Origin of the sequence: Spirosoma arboris, assembly GCF_009754945.1 — a bacterium.
GTDB lineage: Bacteria > Bacteroidota > Bacteroidia > Cytophagales > Spirosomataceae > Spirosoma > Spirosoma arboris.
In genome coordinates, this window is record NZ_WPIN01000015.1 from 72,715 (window position 1) to 95,562 (window position 22,848).

Sequence of the window (22,848 nt, forward strand, 5' to 3'; positions counted from 1 at the left end):
CAAATCGGTAACCGATTAAGTTCCTTATAGCCATCAATGTAAAATCATTGCACATGAAGAAGAGTTTTATGCGAGTGATTAAAATAAAAACATTGAGGGAATATTGGGAACGGGAGCCCAATGCAAAAGTAGGATTACAGTTATGGTACAAAAAGATAACAAGTCGACGTTGGTCAAATTCGAATGAGGTTATCGGGAGCTTCCCTGGTGCTGATACGGTAGGTAATAACCGGATTGTTTTTAATATTCGTCGTAACGATTATAGGCTTATCGTTAAGTTTCAATACGAAATTCAGACATGTTATATTCGTTTTATCGATACGCATAAAGAGTATGACAAAATCAACGATGCGAGCGCTATTTAGGACTGTATAAGTAGTTGATGAATTAAATCAGTTCTAATCGTACCTGTGAGGAATTGAAAGCGCACAAAGTAGATTCTGTACCAGATAGGAAACTTTAAACAATGCTATCTGTGAGAGATTTACATTATAAACGGCCCATTTTGTCGCCGAAATTTAAGTCGACCTAACCATACCAGTGAGGAATTGAGGATATAAACGTAAATCCTTTGCATTGGCACAGCTTATAATCGTATCAATGAGGAATTGGAATTCACCGCTGAATAGTCGTGTTGAAGTAATTGTGGGTCTTCCAATCGTACCTGTGAGGAATTGAAATGAATATTGGAAATGCCGATTGTTTGAACTGAGTATAACAGACACATGGAAGCTATAGCACCAATGAACTATATTGCTCGCCCTATCAAAACGGAGCAGCAATACAACGAAGCAATTGCGTTGATCGAAACATTGATTGATGCTGAATCAGGTACTCCTGAAATGGACTTACTAGAATTGATCAGCATTTTAGTTCATGATTACGAACACCGGGAATTTCCTATAGAGAATTTAGACCCAATTGAAGCCATTAAATACCAGATGGAAGAACTGGGTGTAACGACAGTAGAAATGGCGGAACTGGTAGGCGGCAAAAGCCGCCTATCAGAGCTGCTTCATCAAAAACGACCACTTTCTATCCGGCAGGTTAAAGCCATATCTGCTCGTTTAGATATACCTGCTGATATTTTACTCGCAATCGCCTAATCTCTTTTTACAACGCCAATTCCTTCTCCGTCACAATTGTAAGCACTTCGGTATCTTTTAGACGTACTGCCAGACCCAGCGTTTTCGGAACTTCGTAGTGGAAGAAAAACTTCATCGTGTGAATTTTGCCTTCATAGAAAGCTAGTTCATCACCTTCTGGATTTTGGGTCAGCAAGGCTTGCTTAGCTACAACAGCCTGCTTGAGCCACTGCCAGGCTATGATGACAACACCAAATAGTTCCAGGAAAAGCGTAGCGTCAGATAAGTACCGTTCAATGTCTCCTTGTTGTACGTAGGGCATCAGGCTGGACATCACCTCCTGTATACGTTTAAGCTCGGCGGTGAGCTGATCGGCATAGGGTTTCAGATCATCGTGTGTGCTGGCGTCTGCAATGGTTTTTCCAATTTCGGCAAACAGCAATTTTGGAGCCTTACCTCCTTTCATGGTCATCTTGCGGCCCAATAAGTCCTGTGCCTGAATACCCGTTGTACCTTCGTAAATCGGGGTGATACGTATGTCGCGATACAACTGCTCGACTGGAAAATCTTCCGTGAACCCATAACCCCCAAATGTCTGAACGCTCTGACTTACCGATTGAACGCCCATTTCGGAGGGGTACGATTTGGCCACGGGCATTAGTAAATCGAGCAACAGGAACGCGTTTTCTTTTTCCTCCCCTTCGGCTACCTCACTGATATCGTAGAGACGAGCCGCTTCGAGGAGTAACGATAAAGAGCCCTCAGTGACCGCTTTCTGAAACAATAGCATACGCCGGACGTCGGGGTGATTGATAATCGGTGTCTGGGGAGAGTCCAGTAGATTTTTCTGATTTAATCGTCGGCTTTGTGGACGCTCCCTGGCATATTCCAGCGCTGCGTAATAAGCTGCTGTAGCAATAGCAGTGGCTGTCATACCAACCCCAATTCGGGCCTCGTTCATCATCTGGAACATATAGGGTAAACCCTGATGCGGTTGCCCAACGAGGTACCCAATGGTGTTGTCATTAGAACCCATAGTTAAGTGCATAGTCGGAACCCCTTTTTGCCCCATCTTATGGTACACACCCGTTGAGGTAACGTCATTATCGACAAAGTTATCCTGACCATCCGGACGATATTTGGGTACTACAAATAACGAAATACCCTTCGTACCCTTCGGAGCGCCATCAATTCGGGCTAGCATCAGGTGAATAATGTTCTCTGCTGCATCGTGGTCACCCGCCGAGATAAATACTTTCTGCCCTTTAATTTTATAACTACCGTCGGGCTGAGGGGTAGCCGACGTCGTAACATCTGAGAGTGACGAACCTGCCTGAGGCTCTGTCAGGGCCATCGTTCCCTGCCAGATGCCGGTCAACAGATTGGGTACGTAGGCTTCGCTCAATTCGGGTGTACCGAAAGACGTAATCAGGTGAGCTGCCCCCGATGTAAGTCCCGTGTACATCATACCATTGTTGGCTGCCATAAGAATAAAGCTAACGCACGAATTGATCATTTTGGGTAGTTGCTGGCCTCCATTGTCAAAAGAAAAGCCCGCTCCAATCAGGCCTGCTTCGCCCATTGCTTTCAGATATTCTTTTATCTTCGGATGGACAGTAACCTGACCGTTCTTGAGTTCAGGTTGATTCCTATCGACTTCCTTTAAGTGCGGGTGCATGAGGGTATCGGCAATGTAAGTCGCCGAGTCGAGCACAAGGTTAAATGTCTCGCGGTCGTGGGCACTGAAGTACTCATATTTTGTTAGCTCTTCGGCCTTGAAAACTTCGTGAAGTAGAAAGTGCAGATTTCGTTTGCTGAAATAGGTCGTTGCCATGTTGGGCGTTCGGGTTAGAGAAAAGGTATGTTTACGTAACTTAGTGGGATAGATACAGGCCTAAAAATACCACCTTTGGCCCACTATTTGCACCGCTATCAAAAAACTATCGTTTACTTTACGCCGTTTAGTATACGGTGATCAAACAAATTAATTGTCAAACATGAAAAACCTTATTGCAGTATTCGTTCTCTGCCTAACGATGGTATCGCTAGTACAGGCGCAACCACCAGCGAGCCCGAAAATAACGGCTGAAAGTCCGGATAAAAATATCAAAGTCGTTTATGGGCAGCCTTCCAAAAAAGGTCGGGTTATATTTGGTGCAGATGGCTCAAGTAGCCTGGAGAAATATGGAAAAGTCTGGCGTACAGGCGCTAATGAAGCCACTGAAGTGACCTTCAAAAGCGACGTTATGTTCGGCGATAAAATGGTGAAAGCCGGAACATATACCTTGTTTACAATTCCGGGCGAAAAAGAGTGGAGTGTTATTCTGAACAGCACGCTGGGCCAATGGGGTGCTTATGACTACGAGAAAATTAAAGGTACTGATGTGGCTACAATCAAAGTGCCGGTTTCGATGAATAAAACGCCCATCGAAAAGTTGACAATTACGCCTGCCAATAGCAGCATTGCCATTTCCTGGGATAATATGACCATTTCGGTGCCCGTGATGAAACACGGTTGATAAGAGGTTCTCAGTATAGATAGGTATTAAATTTGCTGAGTCAATAAAACAAAAACGCCTGGCCTTTTGGTTGGGCGTTTCTGTTTTATAATCGCCTTTTTCTGCTTGAAAATAATCGATTTTGTTTGCGAACTCGAGCAAAAATAGTGGGCTAACTGACTGTGTGATAATTTAATCGACCGTTAATGAAAAAAAGCACTATAAGTGGTTAACAAACAAACGTTTATAGCGTTATTTGCGAAACACCTAGCCGATAATCGATGATGAAACGCTACTTGCTGTATGTACTGCTCGGCTTAGCCGTATTGCCCGCCTTTGGTCAGGGCGTTACGGACTATTATCGGGTGCCTGAAAAGAGCCAGCAATATAATCGACTGCTGACCCGTTACGGTGGACCTCAAATTCGCGATCGCTGGTATGTTGCCCTCGATGGTTTCGTAAGAACGGATCGCGCCCAACTCGATAACTCTATTAATGGCCTAGTTGAAAGTGATCTTGTTGGTAAACCAGGCTGGGGTGTTTTGCTCGGCTGGACATATCGTGAGCGCTGGGTAGTAGAGGGCGGATACGCCCGAATGCCTATTCATACCCAACTGGCGATCAGCAACACCAGCCCGCCTTTATCGCTTCGAGCTACCAATGACCGAAGTGCGTTTATCCTACGGGGCAAGCGACTTTTGTTGTCAACCAGCAAACCCTGGCTGCGATCAGGCTTTTGGGTGAGTGGTGGCATGTGGGCTGTACCCAATAGCAGTCAGGAAGAAAACAGGGTTTCTGTCGCTGGCTACCGGTATCAGGGCCGATGGGAAACACCCGAATACTTTCACTTGACCAGCGAGTCACACAATAGTTCACAAATGACTGCTTTGGCCGAATTAGGTGTGGAGTATAACGTTCGATTAAGCAACGCCATTGATCTGGGTATTTCTGCCCGTAAACTCTGGGGACTTTCCAATGCTGTAACTACCAATGTGACGTATACGGCCAATCGGATGCCTTCCGAGCAAGCTCAACTTCAGGGAGCTGGTACTGGAATGAGTTACGGGCTAACACTTCGATACACCTATGCTACTCGACGACATCAATCGAATGTGCTGGAACTACAGGGTAAAAGTCGGCTAGGAAAAAACTAATAAATCACGACAGAATTTTAAGGGAGTAGGCGGCTGAGATAGCCGCCTTTTTTGTGCGTGTCGGATACGGCATTTCTGTTCATTAAACCCCTGAATACACATGAATCGATTGATATGGTATTTCTTTTTCTTTAGTGTTAGTACTGTTCAAACAGCTTTTGGTGATGTACGTGTACCGAAGGTTTTTGGCTCGCATATGGTGTTACAACGCCGTAAGCCGGTACCCGTCTGGGGTTGGGCAGATCCTGGTGAGAAAGTAACCGTAACGCTGAATGCCCAGATGAAAACGGCGAAAGCGGACAAAGGCGGGAAATGGAGTGTTACGCTTGATCCAATGGAAGCGGGTGGGCCATATCAACTGTTGGTGAAAGGCAAGAAAAACGCAGTTACGTTCGATGATGTATTGGCGGGCGAAGTCTGGATATGTTCCGGGCAATCAAACATGGAATGGCCGCTACGTGCAGCAGCCAATGCTAAAACTGAAATTCCAATAGCTAACTACCCGAACATCCGACAATTGTTGGTCAAAAAAGACATTAGCCTAACGCCCAAAGACGATATCGAAGGCGATTGGGCGGTATGCACGCCCGAAACAGCCCCCAGTTTTACCGCCGTTGGCTATTTCTTTGCCAAGCAGCTCCAGCAGGAATTAAATGTACCGATTGGGCTCATTAACACGTCGTGGGGCGGAACCCATTCTGAAACATGGACAAGTCGCGAAGCCATGAACCAGAATGATGAGCTGAAGGTAGTTGCCAATAAATTACCCGGCTCCTACGAAGAGGTACTCAAAAGCGGTCAGGAGCGAACCCAACTGTTAGTGAAGAATCAGCAGGGTGGTTTGCCCACAAGTACCGAAGAATGGACCTGGTCGGCAGCTGATGCAAATGATAGTCAGTGGAAATCAATGACTATGCCTAGTGATTGGGAGTGGCGGGGCTTACCCACGCTAGATGGAGTTGTCTGGCTTCGGCAGGAGGTGGTCATTCCTGAAGGAAAAATGTTGCAGAAAATGATCCTCCACCTTGGCTCTGTAGATGATCAGGATTCGACGTTCGTAAATGGCCAGTTCGTGGGGCATAAAAAAGGGGGAGGTCCTCGCGACTATCTGCTGCCTGAAGGCTTGCTGAAACCAGGCCGTAATGTTATTGCTATTCGTGTGGTCGATACAGGTGGGGCAGGGGGATTAATGGGAACACTGCCTGAATTTCATATTTCAGGCGATAACATCGACATTCCGCTGTCGGCTCAATGGAAATATCGGGTAGCCAATGTCTTTGCTTCGTCCTATAAACCAGGTCCAAATACCTATGCTACGCAATTGTTCAATGCCATGCTGAACCCACTCATTCCATATGCGATTGAAGGCGCTATCTGGTATCAGGGTGAGTCGAATGCGGGGAGAGCGTATCAATATCGGAAAACGTTTCCCCTAATGATTCAGGATTGGCGGAAGCACTGGGGTTACGATTTCCCGTTTCTATTTGTTCAATTGGCCAGTTTCAATGCGTCCAATGGCGATAGTCGGCATGGAAGTACGTGGGGAGAACTACGGGAAGCGCAGACCATGACATTGCAATTACCCAATACAGGTATGGCTGTCACGTCTGATATTGGTGAGCGATCGGATATTCACCCGAAAAACAAGCAGGATGTGGGCAAACGCTTAGCCGCTGAAGCCATGCGAATTGCCTATCAGAAAGCGGGAGTTAGTGCCGGGCCACAGTTCGACAAGATGACCATTGATGGTAATCGAGCTATACTCACGTTTAGTAGCACAGGTAGCGGCTTATGGGTAAAGGATAAATATGGTTATCTGAAAGGATTTGAAGTGGCTGGTGCAGACCATAAATTTTACTACGCCAAGGCTGATATTCAGGGTAATACCGTGATCGTTCACGCCGATTCGGTGAGCAGCCCAGTAGCGGTGCATTATGGATGGGCCGATGATAATGGCGAAGTAAATTTATATAATCAGGAGGGTTTCCCGGCTGTACCTTTTCGTACCGATACATGGAAAGGAATCACTGAAGCTGTTAAATTTGGTGAACAGTAACCTGGAACCATGCAAAAACGATTCTACTTCAACCTGACTAGTCTATTGGTTTTGACAATGGGCTATGCACAGGCACAATTAAGTATAACCTCCTCGGGGGCGAATACAAACCAGGCTATTCGGCTGTATGACCCTTTGCGAACACGTTATTCCAATATAGAAGGATCGCCTTATGTGCCATCAGATACAGTACAGCAGGGGTGGCTCGTGATCAATAACAAGCGAACGCCAACCAAACTTCGGTACAATAGTCAGACGGGTGAAGTAGAATATATGCAGGATAATAAAGTAGTAACCCCGATCAATCCGGTTACCGAATTTGCTATCATGACGACTGATACGATCCTTTTTCGGAAAGGTTTTCCGGCAGCGGGCACGTGGACAGCCAATGAATTCTATCAGATCCTGTATAACGGTCGTAAAGCCAAATTGGTGAAGCATATTCGTTCGGATATTAAAGCGAATACCGACCAGATGCAGAATGATTATGGTAAGGAACGATTCCGAAAGCTGGAAGAACATTATGTCTGGATCGCTACGGTAAAACCGCCCACAGAGAATTACTTTGAGAAATTATCGGATGGCGAAATGAAGTCGGTAGTAGCTAGTAAAAAGTCATTGGCGAGCCTGTTTCCACAATATGCCAGTCAGATCGACCGGTATCTGTCAGAGCAGAAACTAAAACTTAAATCCTGGGCTGAGTTTGCCAGTGTGCTGCGATTTTTGGATACGCAGTAAGAACCGCACGGGCGGCCCGTGCGGTTCAGACCATCCCTTGAAAATACCTGTAAATACTATGGATAGTCGATTTTACTCTGCACTCATTACGTTAACAGTGCTTACAACAACCTATGCCCCGGCTCAGGTTGAGTATGGCAATGCCCAGAATGTTCGTATTTCAGCGCCTACGTTTACCAATTTTCATGGTGTTGAAGGGTCGCCTTATATACCGAATGATTCGCTGAATAATGGCTGGATGGTGGTTGGTAACAAACGTGTACCGGCTAAACTGCGCTACAATACGCAGACTGGTGAGATAGAATATAAACAGGGTGATCGAATTGTGGCACCGGTTAATCAAGTCGTTGACTTCGTGATTCTGGCAGCCGATACCATGCATTTCCAGAAAGGTTTCCCCGCTATCGGATCAAGGTCTGCTATTGATTTTTATCAGATTCTTTTCGAAGGACGAAAGACTAAATTTGTGAGATACATTTTTGCCAATGTCAAAAGCAACAACGACGCAATGTCCGTCGATTATGGGCAGAAGAAATATATAAAACGGGAAGAATATTATGTCTGGCTTCCGAAAGTACAGCCACCTGTTGAGAACTATTTCGTGAAATTATCGGATGGCGAAATGAAGTCGGTTACGCCTGGCAAAAAGACCCTGATCAGTTTATTTCCGCAATATGCAACGCTTATCGACCAGTATGTAGCCGATCAAAAGCTCAAACTCAAATCCTGGGCTGAATTTGCCAGTGTGTTACGGTTTTTGGATACGCAGTAAGTCTGAACCGGGATTTTAACAAGATTTAAAAGATTTTCAGAATTAATACAATAGCACTCATAATTCTGAAAATCTTTTAAATCTTGTTAAAATCCCGGTTCAGACTACAGATCCTCCAGACGTTCCAGCATTAAAATCGAACCTTGTGGAACAATGACATATTGTTCACCTTCATATTGAACGTCGATGGCATTGCGCTGTAAGTAAAGTGCAACATCGCCTTCCTGTGCCTGAAGTGGCATGTATTTTACTTTCTCTTCGGTTTCTTTCCAGGGTTCGTCTTCCGTTGGCGAGGGAATGGGGTAGCCTGGTCCAACTTTAATGACATAACCAGCCTGAACCTGTTCTTTTTCCTGAACCGTTGGTGGTAAATACAGCCCGCTAGACGTACGGTCGGTCGGATCTTTAGGTTTTATTAATACTCGGTCGCCTACAACAATCAGGCGTTTGAGTTTATTATCGGCAGTAATCCCAATCATAGTAGTTGTTAGTCATTCGTCGGAAGTCGTCAGTCAAAAATCGGGCGAGTTTATTTTTTAAGCCAAAATGTCATTATCGTTAAGCACGAATGATTAAACGTTATCGGCTAAAGAGTAACGGCCAGGCTACGGTACGGGATCATAGCCATGACCACCCCAGGGATGGCATCGACTAATTCGTTTCAGCCCCATCCAACCACCCCGAATAGCACCATGTTTGCCAATTGCTTCAATCGTATATTGCGAACAAGTTGGCGTATAGCGGCAGGCATTTGGAAAGTAAGGTGACACAATGGCCTGATAAATTTTAACCAGCCTAATTAGAATTGATTTCATCATACACGCATAAACAGCAAAACTGCCAAAAACTTTCCCGCAATACGTATCTTTGCCAATCATCGTTATCTAGTTCAATATTTCATCCGGGCCGCCGGTGCGGTTTACTGTTTCAAGTTGCAGATGAGTAGTTGACCCAGAAACCTCAAACGTATTAACTCGTTTTATGCTTCAATACATTATTTGGGAAGTTAATCCCGAAATTTTTCACATTGGCTCGTTCTCAGTGCGTTGGTATGGATTGCTGTTTGCGCTGGGTTTTCTGATTGGAATGCAGATTATGAGCTACATTTTCAAAAAAGAAGACAAGCCCGTTGCCGACACCGACACACTACTTATTTACATGGTTGTCGCAACAATTCTGGGAGCTCGGATCGGTCATTTCCTCTTTTATGAACCCGATGTCCTGTTACACCATCCTTTAACCGTTATTACTCCCCCATTTGCAGGATTGGCAAGTCACGGCGCTACAATTGGCATTCTAACAGGGTTGTGGCTTTATTCGCGCCGAAAAGAAAGTCGGCTTACGAACCAGACGTTCCTGTGGGTGACAGACCGCATTGTTATCGTGGTTGCATTGGCGGGAGCCTGCATTCGGTTCGGTAATCTGATGAACTCTGAGATTGTTGGTCGTCCTACAGATGTACCTTGGGCATTTGTATTTATGCAGAATAACGAATACGCAAAAATCCCACGTCACCCAGCTCAATTATATGAATCGCTGTCGTGCTTAGTGCTATTTTTTATTCTGCTTTGGTTCTGGAATCGCAGGAAAGAACTCACTCCTCGTGGCAGTATGCTGGGTATTTTTCTGATCTGGGTATTTGGACTCCGGTTCTTTTACGAATACCTGAAAGAAAATCAGGTGCCTTTTGAAGATAGTCTACCACTGAACGTAGGCCAACTTTTGAGTATTCCAGCTGTATTAATGGGTGTTTACTTCATCGTGCGGAGTTATCGAAGTCCAGTGGTGATACCAGTACGAGACGAACCGAAGGAGATAGAATCCTAGAAATTGACTCGTTTGCGTACCTGAAAAAGCCGATTCCTGCAGAATTTCTGTGGAAATCGGCTTTTCCAGTTAAGAGAAATCGCGAGAAGCCCCAGCGTATTATGAGAACCCGGAAAATGCCGTATTTTTGACGATAACTTCCGTTAAAATACACTTCATTTGTGAACTCGCCCTTTTTTGTTTCGCCCAGAAACCTGCTTATTCTTTTTGTAATTCTGAGCGCTCGCATTGCTGAAGCTCAGGTTCCCGGTCGGCAAATGCACTGGACTGCCGATGGAAATGCCTACGTTACCGGTACTCAGGGGGACCTTGCCCTGACTGATATTCGGACAGGAACTAAAACCGTATTAATTCCGCAAGACAAATTACGAGCGCCAGGAAATAATCAACGCCTGTCTATTTCAGACTTTGTGTTCACGCCCGATAGTGCGAATGTCCTGATTTTTACCAATACCGCCCGTGTCTGGCGATACAACACACGAGGAGACTATTACCTGATTAATCGCGCATCGGGTCTGGTTCGCCAGGTTGGGAAAGAACGTCCCGCACAATCATTGATGTTTGCTAAACTGTCGCCTAACGGACGCGCCGTTGCCTATGTCAGTGAACATAACCTCTTTGTCGAAGATGTCGCAACAGGTCAGGTGACTCAACTCACAACCGACGGAACCCGCAAACGTATCAATGGTACGTTCGACTGGGTATATGAAGAAGAGTTCGGCTGTCGGGATGGATTCCGGTGGAGCCCCGATAGTAAACAGATTGCCTACTGGCAGGTAGATGCGACCAAAATTCGTGATTACCTGATGTTGAATACAACCGACTCCGTTTATTCACACGTCATACCAGTCGAGTACCCGAAAGTGGGCGAAGCTCCATCGCCAACCCGTATTGGCGTTGTCTCGGCAACAGGTGGACCTACAGTCTGGTTAGCTATTCCTGGTGATCCGCAACAGTATTACCTGAACCGTATGGACTGGATACCCAGCAGCGGAAATCTATTTGTGCAGCAATTGAATCGCAAACAGAACGAAAGCAAACTGTTTGTCTGTAACACCGGAACCCAGTCGATTACACCAATTTATACCGAAACCGACAAGGCTTGGGTAGATGTTCGGGTACGAAATAGCAATGATCCGGATGGAGAATGGCTCAATGGAGGGAAAGCCTTCGTGTGGGTTTCCGAAAAAGATGGCTGGCGGCATATCTATCGAGTGGGTATAGACGGGAAAGGCGAGACACTATTGACCCCCGGTTCGTATGATATTGAATCGGTTAGTCATATAGACGAAGCCACCAATCAGATTTACTTTATTGCATCCCCTCAGAATACGAACCAGCGGTATCTCTATCGCACCCGATTAGATGGTAAAGGCAAAGCAGAGCGGCTAACACCTGCTGGACTGGACGGGTCCCACAGTTATGTGATTTCTCCCAATGGGAAGTTGGCTCAGCACACATTCACAAATTACCAGACTCCATCCGTGCAGGAGTGGATAAGCTTGCCCGATCATAAGCCAGTCAACGCATCGGAAAGTATTGCTTCCCGAATGAAACCCGTTACAAAATCTAACGTTAGTTTCTTTAATGTGACAACTGAGGACGGAGTTACAGTAGATGGATGGATGGCAAAACCAACCAACTTCGATAGCACGAAAAAATACCCGATCGTTTTCTATGTGTATGGAGAACCGGCTTCCAGTACGGTCAATGATGTGTTCTCCATTGGCCAGAATCGGCTCTTTCAGGGCGATATGGCCAACGCAGGCTATCTGTATGTAGCGCTTGATAACCGAGGTACGCCCAACCTGAAAGGAGCAGCCTGGCGTAAGTCAATCTATCGACAGATTGGCCGGATAAATATTCGTGACCAAGCCATGGCCGCTAAGAAACTGTTTACCCAGCATGCTTTTATCGACACCAGCCGAGTCGCCGTTTGGGGGTGGAGTGGGGGAGGATCGACAACCTTGCATCTTCTATTTCAGTACCCGGAGATCTACAAAACCGGCATTTCGGTAGCGGCCGTTGGCAATCAGTTGTTTTACGACAACATTTATCAGGAACGCTATATGGGACTGCCTCAGGAAAACCGGGAAGATTTTGTAGCAGGATCGCCCGTTACGTACGCAAAAAATCTACGGGGTAACTTGCTTTATATTCATGGTACTGGCGACGATAACGTGCATTACGACAACGCCGAACTGCTGATCAATGAGTTGGTGAAATACAACAAGCAATTTCAGGTGATGCCCTATCCGAACCGATCGCATGGAATTTCGGAGGGTGAAGGAACACAACAGCATCTGAGAACACTCTACACGACTTATTTACGTACACACTGCCCACCTGGTCCACGCTAAGATCATGACTCGATTCATAACGTTTTGTCTGTTGCTGTTGCCCAGTCTAACTATAGCGCAACACGATCAATTCACCCACGACGATACGTTGCGGGGTTCGATTACACCCGAACGGTCCTGGTGGGATTTGACATTTTATCACCTTAAAGTTCGCGTTCAACCCACTGATAGTACCTTAAGCGGTTCTACCGAAATTCGGTATCGGGTGCTAAAGTCTAGTCAGATAATGCAGGTTGACTTGCAACGTCCTTTGCGCATAGAACGCGTAGAACAGGATGGGAAGTCACTCGATTTTCGGCGGGACGGTAACGCGTTTTTTGTAACACTGTCGAAAAAACAACAGCCCGGCAAGAACGAGTCGGTAACGGTTTATTATGCTGGAAAGCCTAAAGTGGCTAAGCGTCCGCCCTGGGATGGAGGTATGGTATGGTCGCACGATAAAGAAGGCAACTGGTTTATTGCTACAGCCTGTCAGGGCTTGGGGGCTAGTGTCTGGTGGCCCTGCAAAGACCATATGTACGACGAGCCCGATTCAATGGCGATTAGCGTGACGGTTCCCGAAGATTTGATGGATGTATCGAATGGGCGTCTGCTAAAAACAACCACGAACCCCGATCATACCCGAACCTTCGACTGGTACGTTAAAAACCCGATCAATAACTATGGTGTCAATCTGAATATTGCCCGTTATGTGCATTGGGACGAAACCTATTCCGGCGAGAAAGGACAACTATCGCTTAACTATTATGCACTACCGGAACATGCTGATTCAGCCAAGGCGCAGTTTAATCAGGTTCCTAAAATGTTGAAGGCATTTGAGTACTGGTTTGGGCCATATCCGTTTTATGAAGATGGCTACAAATTGGTCGAGACGCCTTATTTGGGCATGGAGCATCAGAGTTCAGTAACCTACGGCAATCGTTTTCGGAATGGCTACCTGGGCCGCGATCTCTCCCGCACGGGCTGGGGACTGCTCTGGGATTTCATTATCGTTCATGAGTCTGGCCATGAGTGGTTTGCCAACAACATTACGTATAAAGATGTGGCCGATATGTGGATTCATGAGAGCTTCACGAATTACTCGGAATGCCTGTTTACAGAATATTACTATGGTAAAGATGCAGGAGCGACCTACGTAATCGGGTGTCGAGCGAACATCCGAAATGATCGCCCAATTATTGGCACCTATAACGTAAACCACGAAGGCTCGAGTGATATGTATTACAAGGGTGGCAATATGCTACATACGATCAGGCAGCTTGTGGATAATGATGATAAGTGGCGACAACTACTGCGTGGGATGAATAAGACGTTCTATCATCAGACCGTTACTTCAACTCAGATCGAGCAGTTTATGAGCCAGCAAACGGGGCTTACCCTAAAACCTGTTTTCGATCAATATTTGCGCGATGTCCGAATTCCAGTACTCGAATATCGTTCGGTAGGAAGTGGAATTCAATATCGATGGGCCAATTGTGTCGCCGGATTTGCCATGCCCGTTCGAATCTGTTTTGGTGAATCAGGACCGTATCAATTAGTACAACCCACAGCTCAATGGAAAACGATACCAGCCAAGGGCGCCACAACGTTAACGGTCGATGCGAACTACTATGTTCTGTGCAAGCAGATTAAAGAATAGAACGTTTGCTCAAAAGAATAGTGATCATATTGGAAGAAACAGTAGCTTGCTTCCAATTAACCTTTACCCCATTCTTATCTGATAAACGCGATGATACGAACAAATCGAAACTGGCTTTGGGCCGGCTTGCTCCCGGTTATGTTATTAGTTGGCTGTGGCGGAAGTAAAGAAGAAGAGGAAGAAAAAGAGAAAAAAGACGAAGAGTCAGTATCGGCACTTGGAGCAGTAGGAGCCTTAAAAGAAATGGCGAATCAGGCTGAAGAGCTGAGTAAAAAAGGACCCGTTGCAACGGTCGATTTTCGCTCACTCAAAGAACTACTACCCGCCGATGCAGACGGTCTGGCTCGGAAAGAAGCGACCGGCGAAAAAAACGGAGCCGCTGGCTTTACCGTTTCGACCGCAACTGGAAAATATGGAAACGACGACGGTAGCGAAACCATCGAACTATCTCTCATTGATGGGGGCGGGTCTGCCATGATGATGGGACTGGCGGCCTGGTCGATGATTGAAGTGGATAAGGAAACCGAAAATGGTTACGAAAAAACCACTAAAATGGGCGATAATAAAGCGTATGAGAAATACGACAACGCCAATAAAGATGGTGAAATTGCCGTACTGGTCAACAAGCGATTCATTGTGTCAGCCAAGGGACGGGGTGTCAGCATGGACAAAATAAAAGCAGCCCTCGAAGATGTCGACCTGGATAAATTGGCAGACCTAAAGTAAGGAAGGTATTTTAAACGCAAAGGGTGGCACAAAGAACGCAATGAATATTCTCTTAGCGTTCTTTGTGCCACCCTTTGCGTTTAAAGAAATTTATTCGAAGTCCGAGTAAATCAGTTTCCGATCTACCTTGTCAGGTAGTGGCCCCTGTCTAGTTAGTTTCATTTTGGCTAAGGCCGCTCCCGCATGCGCACAATTGCCAGGAGCATAACCATCTAAGTACGCGGTTAGGAAGCCTGCCCAATAGGCATCGCCTGCTCCAGTAACGTCCACAACATCAATCTTTTTGCCGGGTATCCGTGCTTGCTTAGCGCCACCATCATACGAAACCAGGCTTCCGTTGGGGCCAAGTGTTAAGCAAATAGTTGTTGCTCCCATTTTATGAAAATCGCTTAAAATCCGCTCGGGTGTTTGCGGGGAGCCATAGAGCCGTTCGGCGTCATCTTCACTTACTTTTACTAACGCGCCAGCTGCAAAATAATCGGTCAGTACACGCCAGGCCTGGTCGCGGTCCGGCCAGATGGTAGGTGCATAATTGGCATCAATCGTAACCTGACAACCAGCAGCCTGCGCCCGACGAGCTGCATCGATAATTGTGTCCTGAGCGGGTTGTTGACTCAAGGCAAAGCAGGTCGTATGAAATAGCTGAGTTTGCGCCAGCAAGGAATCCGGTAATTGTTCTGGTTTGAGTTGACAGTCGGCATGACGATAGGCAACAAAATCGGGCGTACCAGCCGTTCTGGAAACAAGAACAATTGTTGTAGGTTCAAATGGGTCAGCTGTAATGTATTGGGTATCAACGCCAGATTCTTCAATCTGCCGGACCAGATACTTCCCAATATTATCATTACCAACGCAGGAAACTAAGGCAATTTTACCCCCTAAACGAGCCATGTTGGTTGCCATATTGGCCGGACTCCCACCTTGGTAGCGTCGAAAATCCTGTGCATCGAGCAAACTGCTCGACACGTGGTGGCCAATCAAATCGGCAAGTAATTCGCCAACAGAAAGGAGAGCGTATGGACGGGGTGAATTTGTCATGTATAAAAAATGATTCTTATGATTAGCTCGCAGGAATAGCTATTTCGCCGGAAAACTAATCACAAGAACAAAAAGAGCAAATAGAACAGATGTTAATTTCAACCAAGTTCAACGGGTATGGTTTCCTCGTTGGTCTTTCTGGTCTCTTTTACCAGGAAGCAGGAAGCTGCGGCTAGTAACAAACAGATACCTGCTAGCACAAGGGCGTTGCGCGGGTCATTGCCGAGGATAGGTTCATAATAAAGTGGTACGGTGAGCATGCCAATAAACTGAGGCACACAGATAAAGCCGTTGAAAATACCCATGTAAACACCCATGCGATTTTTGGGGACCGCGCTCGCCAGCATTAAGTAAGGCATCGACATTATAGACCCCCAGGCTAAACCAATAATGGTCATACCAGCCAGATAAATAAATTTATCGTTAGACGTAAGGGTCAGGAAAAAGCCCATAGCTCCAATAGTCAGGAACACTGCGTGAGTAGCACGCGCACTGCCGATGGCTTTGGCAATTCGAGGTATAAAAATCGAGATCACGGCACAAGAGATGCTGAACATAGCAAAGCAAAGGCCACCCCACTTGGTACCTTCTTCAAATCCGGCTCTATTCGACACGGTATCGGGCGCATTAAATGCGTATTTAGCTGTTGCGAGCGATAGGTATTGCCACATCAGCGGCAGGCCATACCAAGTAAAGAATTTCACCCACCAAAGCTGTCGCATAACGGTCGGCATAGCCGAAAGTGATGCCAGAATCTCTTTGAAAATAGGAAGCATCAGTACCAGGTAACCGCCTGCCAATACGCCTACTCCCCACAATAAACCTGTTACTAAACCACCTATCCGTGCGGCAAAAAAGAAGGCCAGAATGGCACCACCCAAGGCTAACGCCAGGTGCCAGAATGAAATCGATTTCTTTTCCTCGGCACTAAACTCGTGCTGTTCTTCATGACTTTCGTCGACAGGCGGATACTCTTTCGTTGTTCGTACTGTCCACAGAACAGAAATCAGGATAGCAGCTGCGCCAATGTAGAACGGGTAACGAACCGAATTAGGAATCCCATTGGCCAGTTGACCTTCTGACATCACCATAGAAATTCCCAGAAGCGGTAACAGGTACGGCATTAAGTTGGCTAAGGTTTGTCCGAACCCCACCATAAAGGATTGGACGGCAAAGCCTGTTGGCCGCTGCTTATCGTTAAGCATATCGCCCACGAAGGCTCGGAAGGGTTCCATCGCGGAGTTTAAGCCTGCATCGAGCATCCACATTAGTCCCGCAGCCATCCAGACATACGATGAATTGGGCATCATGATCATGGCTATACTACCGAACAGCGCCCCCGCGAGGATGAAGGGCTTTCGGCGGCCCCAAGTAGGAGACCAGCTTCGATCTGAGACGGCTCCAATAATTGGCTGGAGCAATAACCCTGTCAGCGGGCCAGCGAGCCAAAGACCTGGAATGGAGGCTTCATCGGCACCCAAGTAGCGATAAATTGGACTCATGTTGGCCTGTTGTAGACCAAAGCCATATTGAATCCCCAAAAAGCCGAAACTCATATTCCAGATTTGCCAGAAGCTTAAACTAGGCTTGGCTGTGGTGGAGGTTTTCTGAACACTTCCCGTTTGCATGGATTGTTGTATATTTAAACAGTCATCATAGGTTCCTACTGAGTAGTCAACAATAATACGTACTGATTTGCAGGATATGGAGATATTCTTGTCTTATTTTTTTGAAAAGACGTACTTTTGAGAATGATTCCGAAAACGTGGCCGACCGTCATCCTGGTGCTAACGGTGTTTCTGTTGTCTTCTCAACAAGCCTTTGCAATTTTCCCGATTGACTCGACTCAGAAAATTCTTATACGTTCTGTAACCCTCAGAGGGAACTACCGTACGCGTGACCGGATTATTCTTCGCGAAATGACACTCCGTGCCGGAGACTCGGTTCGACTGTCCGATTTACCCGGTCGCATTGCCTGGGATCAACGTAATATTAATAACACGACGTTGTTCGTGACGGTTGATATTGGTACGCAACTTATACCATCGTCTGACTCAACCCAACTGGCTCAACTCGATCTTACCGTGACCATGAAGGAGCGATGGTATTTCGTCGCCTATCCGGTTTTTGATCTGGCCGACCGAAATTTTAATGAATGGTGGTATGACAGGGGCCACGACTTTAGTCGGGTCATTTACGGAGGGCATCTGAGCTATCGCAATGTAACGGGCAATAATGATAAGCTTCAGATAGCGTTTGAGAGGGGCTTTCTCCAACGTACAGTTTTGTCGTATTCCAAACCATACATTGATCGGGCGCAAAAAATTGGCTTGCGGGTCGATGTGGGCTATATGACCAACAAAGAAATCCCATACCGTACACAGTTTGATAAGTGGGTATACATAAAATCGGAGGAGACACTCCGTGAACGAGCGTATGCCGCCCTTACCCTGACGCATCGACGCGGACTCTATCACTACCACACCTTCGACACGCGCTACACCCGCTACTCCATTGCCGATACGATTGCCCGACTTAATCCTGACTATTTTTTGGACAGTCGCACGAATTTGCAATTTATGGCGCTGACCTACAGCTATCGGTACGACCGGCGTGATAATGTAGTTTACCCGCTTCAGGGAACGTTGATTTCGGGAGGGGTAGGCGTCTCTGGTATCTTGCCAAGTGATAATTTCCATTTTCTGGATATCTCCGCATCGGCTACCCGCTATTGGGCATTAGGTGGGCATTTCTATTATGCTGGAAGTTTACGTGGACGATCGACCTGGCCTACGCGCCAGCCGTATTTTAGCTTGCGTGGATTGGGAAGTGCGACTGATATGGTACGGGGTTATGAACTGTATGTAGTGGATGGCCAACGAACCGCTATTTGGCGGAATAGCCTTCGCTATCAGTTATTTAATGTTCGTAAACAACTTAACTGGTTGCACGTTCGGCAATTCAATACAGTACCAGTTGCTGCCTACCTGACAGTTTTTGCCGATGCAGGCTATGTGCATAGTACAGTGGCTGAACAATACCAAAGCTTATTAGCTAACAAGCTTCTGGCCGGTACAGGATTAAGCCTTGATGTTGTGAGTTTTTACAATCTGGTTTTCCGCTTCAGCGGAACAATCAACGCACAGGGCAAGACAGGATTTTTCTTCAATCTGGCGCAGGAGTTGTAAGGCAATCCACTCATCAAATTCTTTGCACAACTTATCGGTCTTATAACCGAAAAATATGTGCTTGTCGGTACTGGTCGTAGACTACCCTATGCATTGATCGTTCTACTGCTGAAACGTATGAATTGCAAGCTCGGGCAATGACCCGTAGACAAGAAATAAGTGCTGTGAGTAGCGCGGCTTTCCAGCCGCGCTACTCATAATTTCCTTACCTTTGTTCTAACCTTCACCTGAGCCCAAAGCGTCGCCTTGGGCATTATTATGGATAAAGCTATGCCGCAAAAAGAAGCCCCTAAAAAGACTTCACCGTCTTTGTTGAGCCTGCTAAAGCCGTATTCCAGAATGATTCTGCTGCTGATTCTATTTGCCTTGATCAGTAATGGAATTAACCTGCTTCTACCGATGCTTATCTCGCACGGTATTGATGATTATTCAGTTGGTAAATTTGTGCTACGAACCATTGTCATCGAATTTTTGGTGGCAACACTATTCATTTTCGTCTTCACTTACCTGCAAAGTGTTGTTCAAACCTACGCTTCTGAGCGTGTAGCCCGAGATTTACGTACACAATTAGCCGCCAAAATTTCAAGACAGAGTTTCACCTACATTCAGCAGACAAACCCGTCGAAATTACTGACAAACCTGACTTCGGATATTGATTCGATCAAGATGTTTGTCTCGCAGGCTATTGTCTCCATTGTTTCATCACTCTGCATCATTATAGGAGCCAGTATTCTGCTCATTAGCATCAACTGGAAACTGGCACTGGCCGTTCTGACTATTGTTCCCATTATTGGTGTTACGTTTTACCTGTTACTCAAAAAAGTGCGCGTATTGTTCATGCGTAGCCGCGAAGTAATTGACTGGCTTAATAAAGTCATCAACGAAAGCATTCTCGGCTCAGCGTTGATTCGGGTCATTAATTCGCAACAACTGGAATACGACAAATTTCTGGCCGCCAATACCAACGCGAAAGATTTGGGTATAAGTATTTTACGTTTGTTCGCGGCTCTGATTCCGGTTATCAGTTTCACGGCTAACATGGCGGGTTTAACTATTCTGGTGTTGGGTGGGCATTTTGTCATTACAGGTAGCATGTCGCTGGGCGATTTTGCCGCCTTTAACAGCTATCTCGCTTTGCTGATTTTTCCGATCATTGTCATTGGGTTTATGAGTAACGTTATTGCCCAGTCATCTGCCTCATTCGAGCGAATCAATGCCGTATTACAAGCGCCCGAAACAACCCAAACCGGTACTGTAGAAGCTACGCTTAAGGGCGACGTTGAGCTCAAAAACGTATCGATGTATTACGGCGATAAACCCGCTCTTAAAGACGTTTCGTTTTTCGTAAAAGCAGGCACTCGAACGGCTATTGTAGGCCCAACCGCAGCCGGAAAAAGCCAGCTACTGTTTTTGTTGACCAGCTTACTAAAGCCAACCTCGGGGACAATCGAGTACGATGGTAGACCTATTGATATGTACGACGAAGAGGCCTTCCATCAGCAGGTTGGTTTTGTCTTTCAGGATAGTATTATGTTCAACCTGAGCCTTCGCGAAAACATTGCGTTCAGCGAAACTGTGACGGATGAGTCGCTAAAAAAAGCCATCGATACGGCCGAGTTACATGACTTTGTTGAGTCACTTCCCAACAAACTTCAAACGCTTGTTTCAGAACGGGGAGCCAGTTTATCGGGAGGCCAAAAGCAGCGAATTATGCTGGCTCGTGCATTGGCACTTAACCCTAAAGTTTTGCTATTGGATGATTTTACGGCACGGGTTGATTCCAATACCGAGCAGAAAATTCTGGCTGGTGTTCAACAAAATTATCCCGGCCTAACGCTGTTATCGGTAACGCAGAAGATTGCGCCTGTAGAAGATTATGAGCAGATTATCCTGCTTATGGAAGGTGAAATTATTGCCAAAGGTACCCATCCCGAACTGATGACTACTAGTCCCGAATACGTTCAGATTTATCAGTCGCAACGCAGCACCAGCCAGTATGAACTACGATCTTAATCAGGCGACCGGTCAGAAAGAGGAAAAAAACGCCACCTACAAAGCCCTCCGGAAACTACTGACCCTTATCGAAGATGAACGCCCAACCTTGATTCTGGCGTTTGTTGCCATTCTGGTCAATTCTGGCTTGACTCTGGTTGGGCCAATGCTGATTGGTCATACCATCGACAAGTACATTCAGACAAAGCAGTATGACGGCGTTTTACGAAATGCAGGCTTTCTGATCTGTATTTATGTCGTTGCGTTCGGGACCAATTATCTGCAAACCCGTATGATGGGTGAGGTAGGGCAGCGCACGCTGTTTCGGCTTCGTAATGCCGTGTTTAATAAATTACAGGAATTGCCGGTCGCGTTCTTTAATCAGAACAAAGCGGGTGACCTGATCTCTCGAATCAACAATGACACCGACAAACTAAATCAGTTTTTTTCGCAGTCACTGATGCAGTTCGTAGGTAGCATTTTTATTATGCTCGGAGCGGGTCTGTTTCTGTTGTTCATCGATTTGCCACTGGGAGCCGCATCACTGTCGCCAGCTATCCTGATGTGGATTTTTACAACACTGACTTCGGCCTGGGTGAAACAAAAGAATGCCAGTAACCTCAAAAGTGTTGGTAACCTAAGTGCCGAAATTCAGGAAAGCCTGAACAATTTCAAGGTCGTTATCGCCTTTAACCGACGAGATTATTTCAGAAAGCGCTTTGATGAAGCGAATCAGCAAAGCTACAAAACGGCCATCGGAGCTGGGTTGGCAAACAATGTTATGGCGCCTGTTATCGGCATGGTGGCCAATTTCGGCCAATTGATTGTGCTGACGTTCGGTATTTACCTGATCTCAACTGGCCACTTTACTATTGGACTGCTGATTAGCTTTCTGTCGTATGTAAATAATTTTTACAACCCATTGCGGCAGCTGGCTGCTTTGTGGACAAATTTTCAGGTGGCACTGGCCGGTTGGGATCGCATCTCGCACATGCTGGCGTTGCAAACGAACCTGACAACTGTCGAGAATCCCTTAACGCTACCGACGACTGCACTGCTATCGTTTCAACATGTGTCGTTCAGCTACCCAAATGGGCAGGAAGTGCTGCACAATATTAATTTTGATTTAGAACGGGGTAAAACGTATGCGCTGGTTGGGCCAACTGGGGGAGGGAAAACGACTACAGCTTCACTAATTGCCCGATTATACGACCCTACCAGCGGAACAGTGTTGCTGGATGGGAAAGACATTCGCTCGTATAAACCCGAAGAGCGTACTCGTAAAATTGGCTTTATTTTACAAGAGCCGTTTCTATTTACAGGTACAGTACGCGAGAATATTTTGTATGGCAATGAGCAGTACCAAGGCCATTCCAACGAACAATTGGCCGAAGTAATTCATAAGGCAAACCTGGAAGGGTTGCTGGAACGATTCGACGATGGGTTAGATACGAAAGTTCAGGCAAGTGGCGATGCTATCAGCTTGGGTCAGAAACAACTTATTGCTTTTATGCGGGCCGTTTTGCGCAACCCGGAATTATTGATTCTGGACGAAGCCACCGCCAATATCGACACTGTTACGGAGCAATTACTGGAAGAAATTCTGCAAAATTTGCCCGAAACGACCACCCGAATTATCATTGCGCACCGATTGAACACAATCGAAAGCGCCGACGAGATATTCTTCATTAACTCAGGGCAGGTGACGAGAGCAGGTTCACTCAATGATGCAGTTGATATGCTCCTGCATGACAAACGAACGAGTTAGCCGTTGA

Annotated in this window: 19 protein-coding genes; 14 read left to right on the forward strand and 5 right to left on the reverse strand. The window is 46.2% G+C overall.

All coding sequences use genetic code 11. The features are described from left to right. The first annotated feature begins 53 nt into the window (after positions 1 to 53). Together GO755_RS29950 and GO755_RS29955 are read left to right on the forward strand one after the other, a co-directional pair. Entirely contained in the window at positions 54 to 365 is a 312-nt protein-coding gene (locus GO755_RS29950; RefSeq protein WP_227687138.1) for a type II toxin-antitoxin system HigB family toxin, read from the forward strand. A 360-nt stretch (positions 366 to 725) separates the two neighbouring features. Then, positions 726 to 1,106 (forward strand): helix-turn-helix domain-containing protein, encoded by a 381-nt coding sequence (locus GO755_RS29955; RefSeq protein ID WP_157589119.1) that lies wholly within the window; start codon positions 726 to 728, stop codon positions 1,104 to 1,106. Between the two features lie 7 nt (positions 1,107 to 1,113). Here the strand turns inward: GO755_RS29955 and GO755_RS29960 are convergent, their stop codons facing one another. Further along, on the reverse strand, positions 1,114 to 2,919 hold the full coding sequence (locus tag GO755_RS29960; protein WP_157589120.1) for an acyl-CoA dehydrogenase: 1,806 nt from the start codon (positions 2,917 to 2,919) through the stop codon (positions 1,114 to 1,116). 163 nt (positions 2,920 to 3,082) lie between these two features. Here GO755_RS29960 and GO755_RS29965 point away from each other — a divergent pair, with 163 nt between their 5' ends. The 5 genes from GO755_RS29965 (at position 3,083) to GO755_RS29985 (ending at position 8,303) form a co-directional block, all read left to right on the forward strand. Further along, a complete protein-coding gene (locus GO755_RS29965) occupies positions 3,083 to 3,604 on the forward strand; it encodes a DUF2911 domain-containing protein (protein WP_157589121.1) in 522 nt (173 codons plus the stop codon). Between the two features lie 260 nt (positions 3,605 to 3,864). Continuing rightward, complete coding sequence (locus GO755_RS29970; RefSeq protein WP_157589122.1) at positions 3,865 to 4,737, forward strand: hypothetical protein; 873 nt, start codon at positions 3,865 to 3,867, stop codon at positions 4,735 to 4,737. A gap of 100 nt (positions 4,738 to 4,837) precedes the next feature. Next, on the forward strand, positions 4,838 to 6,793 hold the full coding sequence (locus tag GO755_RS29975) for a sialate O-acetylesterase (protein ID WP_157589123.1): 1,956 nt from the start codon (positions 4,838 to 4,840) through the stop codon (positions 6,791 to 6,793). A gap of 9 nt (positions 6,794 to 6,802) precedes the next feature. Then, the gene (locus GO755_RS29980; RefSeq protein WP_157589124.1) at positions 6,803 to 7,531 is read left to right on the forward strand and encodes a hypothetical protein; all 729 of its coding nucleotides are present in this window, start codon (positions 6,803 to 6,805) and stop codon (positions 7,529 to 7,531) included. A 58-nt stretch (positions 7,532 to 7,589) separates the two neighbouring features. Next, complete coding sequence (locus GO755_RS29985; RefSeq protein ID WP_157589125.1) at positions 7,590 to 8,303, forward strand: hypothetical protein; 714 nt, start codon at positions 7,590 to 7,592, stop codon at positions 8,301 to 8,303. A gap of 104 nt (positions 8,304 to 8,407) precedes the next feature. On the opposite strand, the gene GO755_RS29990 is transcribed toward GO755_RS29985, so the two are convergent. Continuing rightward, positions 8,408 to 8,782 (reverse strand): co-chaperone GroES, encoded by a 375-nt coding sequence (locus GO755_RS29990; RefSeq protein ID WP_157589126.1) that lies wholly within the window; start codon positions 8,780 to 8,782, stop codon positions 8,408 to 8,410. A gap of 126 nt (positions 8,783 to 8,908) precedes the next feature. Beyond that, positions 8,909 to 9,118: a membrane protein insertion efficiency factor YidD gene (yidD, locus tag GO755_RS29995; protein WP_157589262.1), complete on the reverse strand. Its 210-nt coding sequence runs from the start codon at positions 9,116 to 9,118 to the stop codon at positions 8,909 to 8,911. A 166-nt stretch (positions 9,119 to 9,284) separates the two neighbouring features. Between yidD and lgt the strand changes: the two genes are divergently transcribed. From lgt to GO755_RS30015, 4 genes are all read left to right on the forward strand, one after another. Next, positions 9,285 to 10,130, forward strand: a complete 846-nt coding sequence (gene lgt / locus GO755_RS30000) for a prolipoprotein diacylglyceryl transferase (RefSeq protein WP_157589127.1) — start codon at positions 9,285 to 9,287, stop codon at positions 10,128 to 10,130. A gap of 257 nt (positions 10,131 to 10,387) precedes the next feature. Beyond that, the gene (locus GO755_RS30005; protein WP_157589263.1) at positions 10,388 to 12,490 is read left to right on the forward strand and encodes a S9 family peptidase; all 2,103 of its coding nucleotides are present in this window, start codon (positions 10,388 to 10,390) and stop codon (positions 12,488 to 12,490) included. A gap of 4 nt (positions 12,491 to 12,494) precedes the next feature. Continuing rightward, positions 12,495 to 14,129 carry a M1 family metallopeptidase gene (locus tag GO755_RS30010; protein ID WP_157589128.1) on the forward strand — a complete coding sequence of 545 codons (1,635 nt, stop codon included), beginning with the start codon at positions 12,495 to 12,497 and terminating at the stop codon, positions 14,127 to 14,129. Positions 14,130 to 14,222: 93 nt separating this feature from the next. Then, positions 14,223 to 14,855 carry a transposase gene (locus GO755_RS30015; protein ID WP_317165979.1) on the forward strand — a complete coding sequence of 211 codons (633 nt, stop codon included), beginning with the start codon at positions 14,223 to 14,225 and terminating at the stop codon, positions 14,853 to 14,855. A 90-nt stretch (positions 14,856 to 14,945) separates the two neighbouring features. Here the strand turns inward: GO755_RS30015 and GO755_RS30020 are convergent, their stop codons facing one another. Both GO755_RS30020 and GO755_RS30025 read right to left on the reverse strand, forming a co-directional pair. Next, positions 14,946 to 15,893: a carbohydrate kinase family protein gene (locus GO755_RS30020; protein WP_157589130.1), complete on the reverse strand. Its 948-nt coding sequence runs from the start codon at positions 15,891 to 15,893 to the stop codon at positions 14,946 to 14,948. A 98-nt stretch (positions 15,894 to 15,991) separates the two neighbouring features. Next, a complete protein-coding gene (locus GO755_RS30025) occupies positions 15,992 to 17,521 on the reverse strand; it encodes an MFS transporter (RefSeq protein ID WP_157589131.1) in 1,530 nt (509 codons plus the stop codon). Between the two features lie 123 nt (positions 17,522 to 17,644). Between GO755_RS30025 and GO755_RS30030 the strand changes: the two genes are divergently transcribed. The 3 genes from GO755_RS30030 to GO755_RS30040 all read left to right on the forward strand — a co-directional run bounded on the left by GO755_RS30030 (position 17,645) and on the right by GO755_RS30040 (position 22,841). Continuing rightward, positions 17,645 to 19,081 carry a BamA/TamA family outer membrane protein gene (locus tag GO755_RS30030; protein WP_157589132.1) on the forward strand — a complete coding sequence of 479 codons (1,437 nt, stop codon included), beginning with the start codon at positions 17,645 to 17,647 and terminating at the stop codon, positions 19,079 to 19,081. A 258-nt stretch (positions 19,082 to 19,339) separates the two neighbouring features. Next, positions 19,340 to 21,094, forward strand: coding sequence for an ABC transporter ATP-binding protein (locus tag GO755_RS30035; RefSeq protein WP_157589133.1), 1,755 nt, complete (start codon positions 19,340 to 19,342; stop codon positions 21,092 to 21,094). Further along, complete coding sequence (locus tag GO755_RS30040) at positions 21,078 to 22,841, forward strand: ABC transporter ATP-binding protein (RefSeq protein ID WP_157589134.1); 1,764 nt, start codon at positions 21,078 to 21,080, stop codon at positions 22,839 to 22,841. Before GO755_RS30035 ends, GO755_RS30040 begins: the two co-directional genes overlap by 17 nt. Positions 22,842 to 22,848 lie beyond the last annotated feature (7 nt).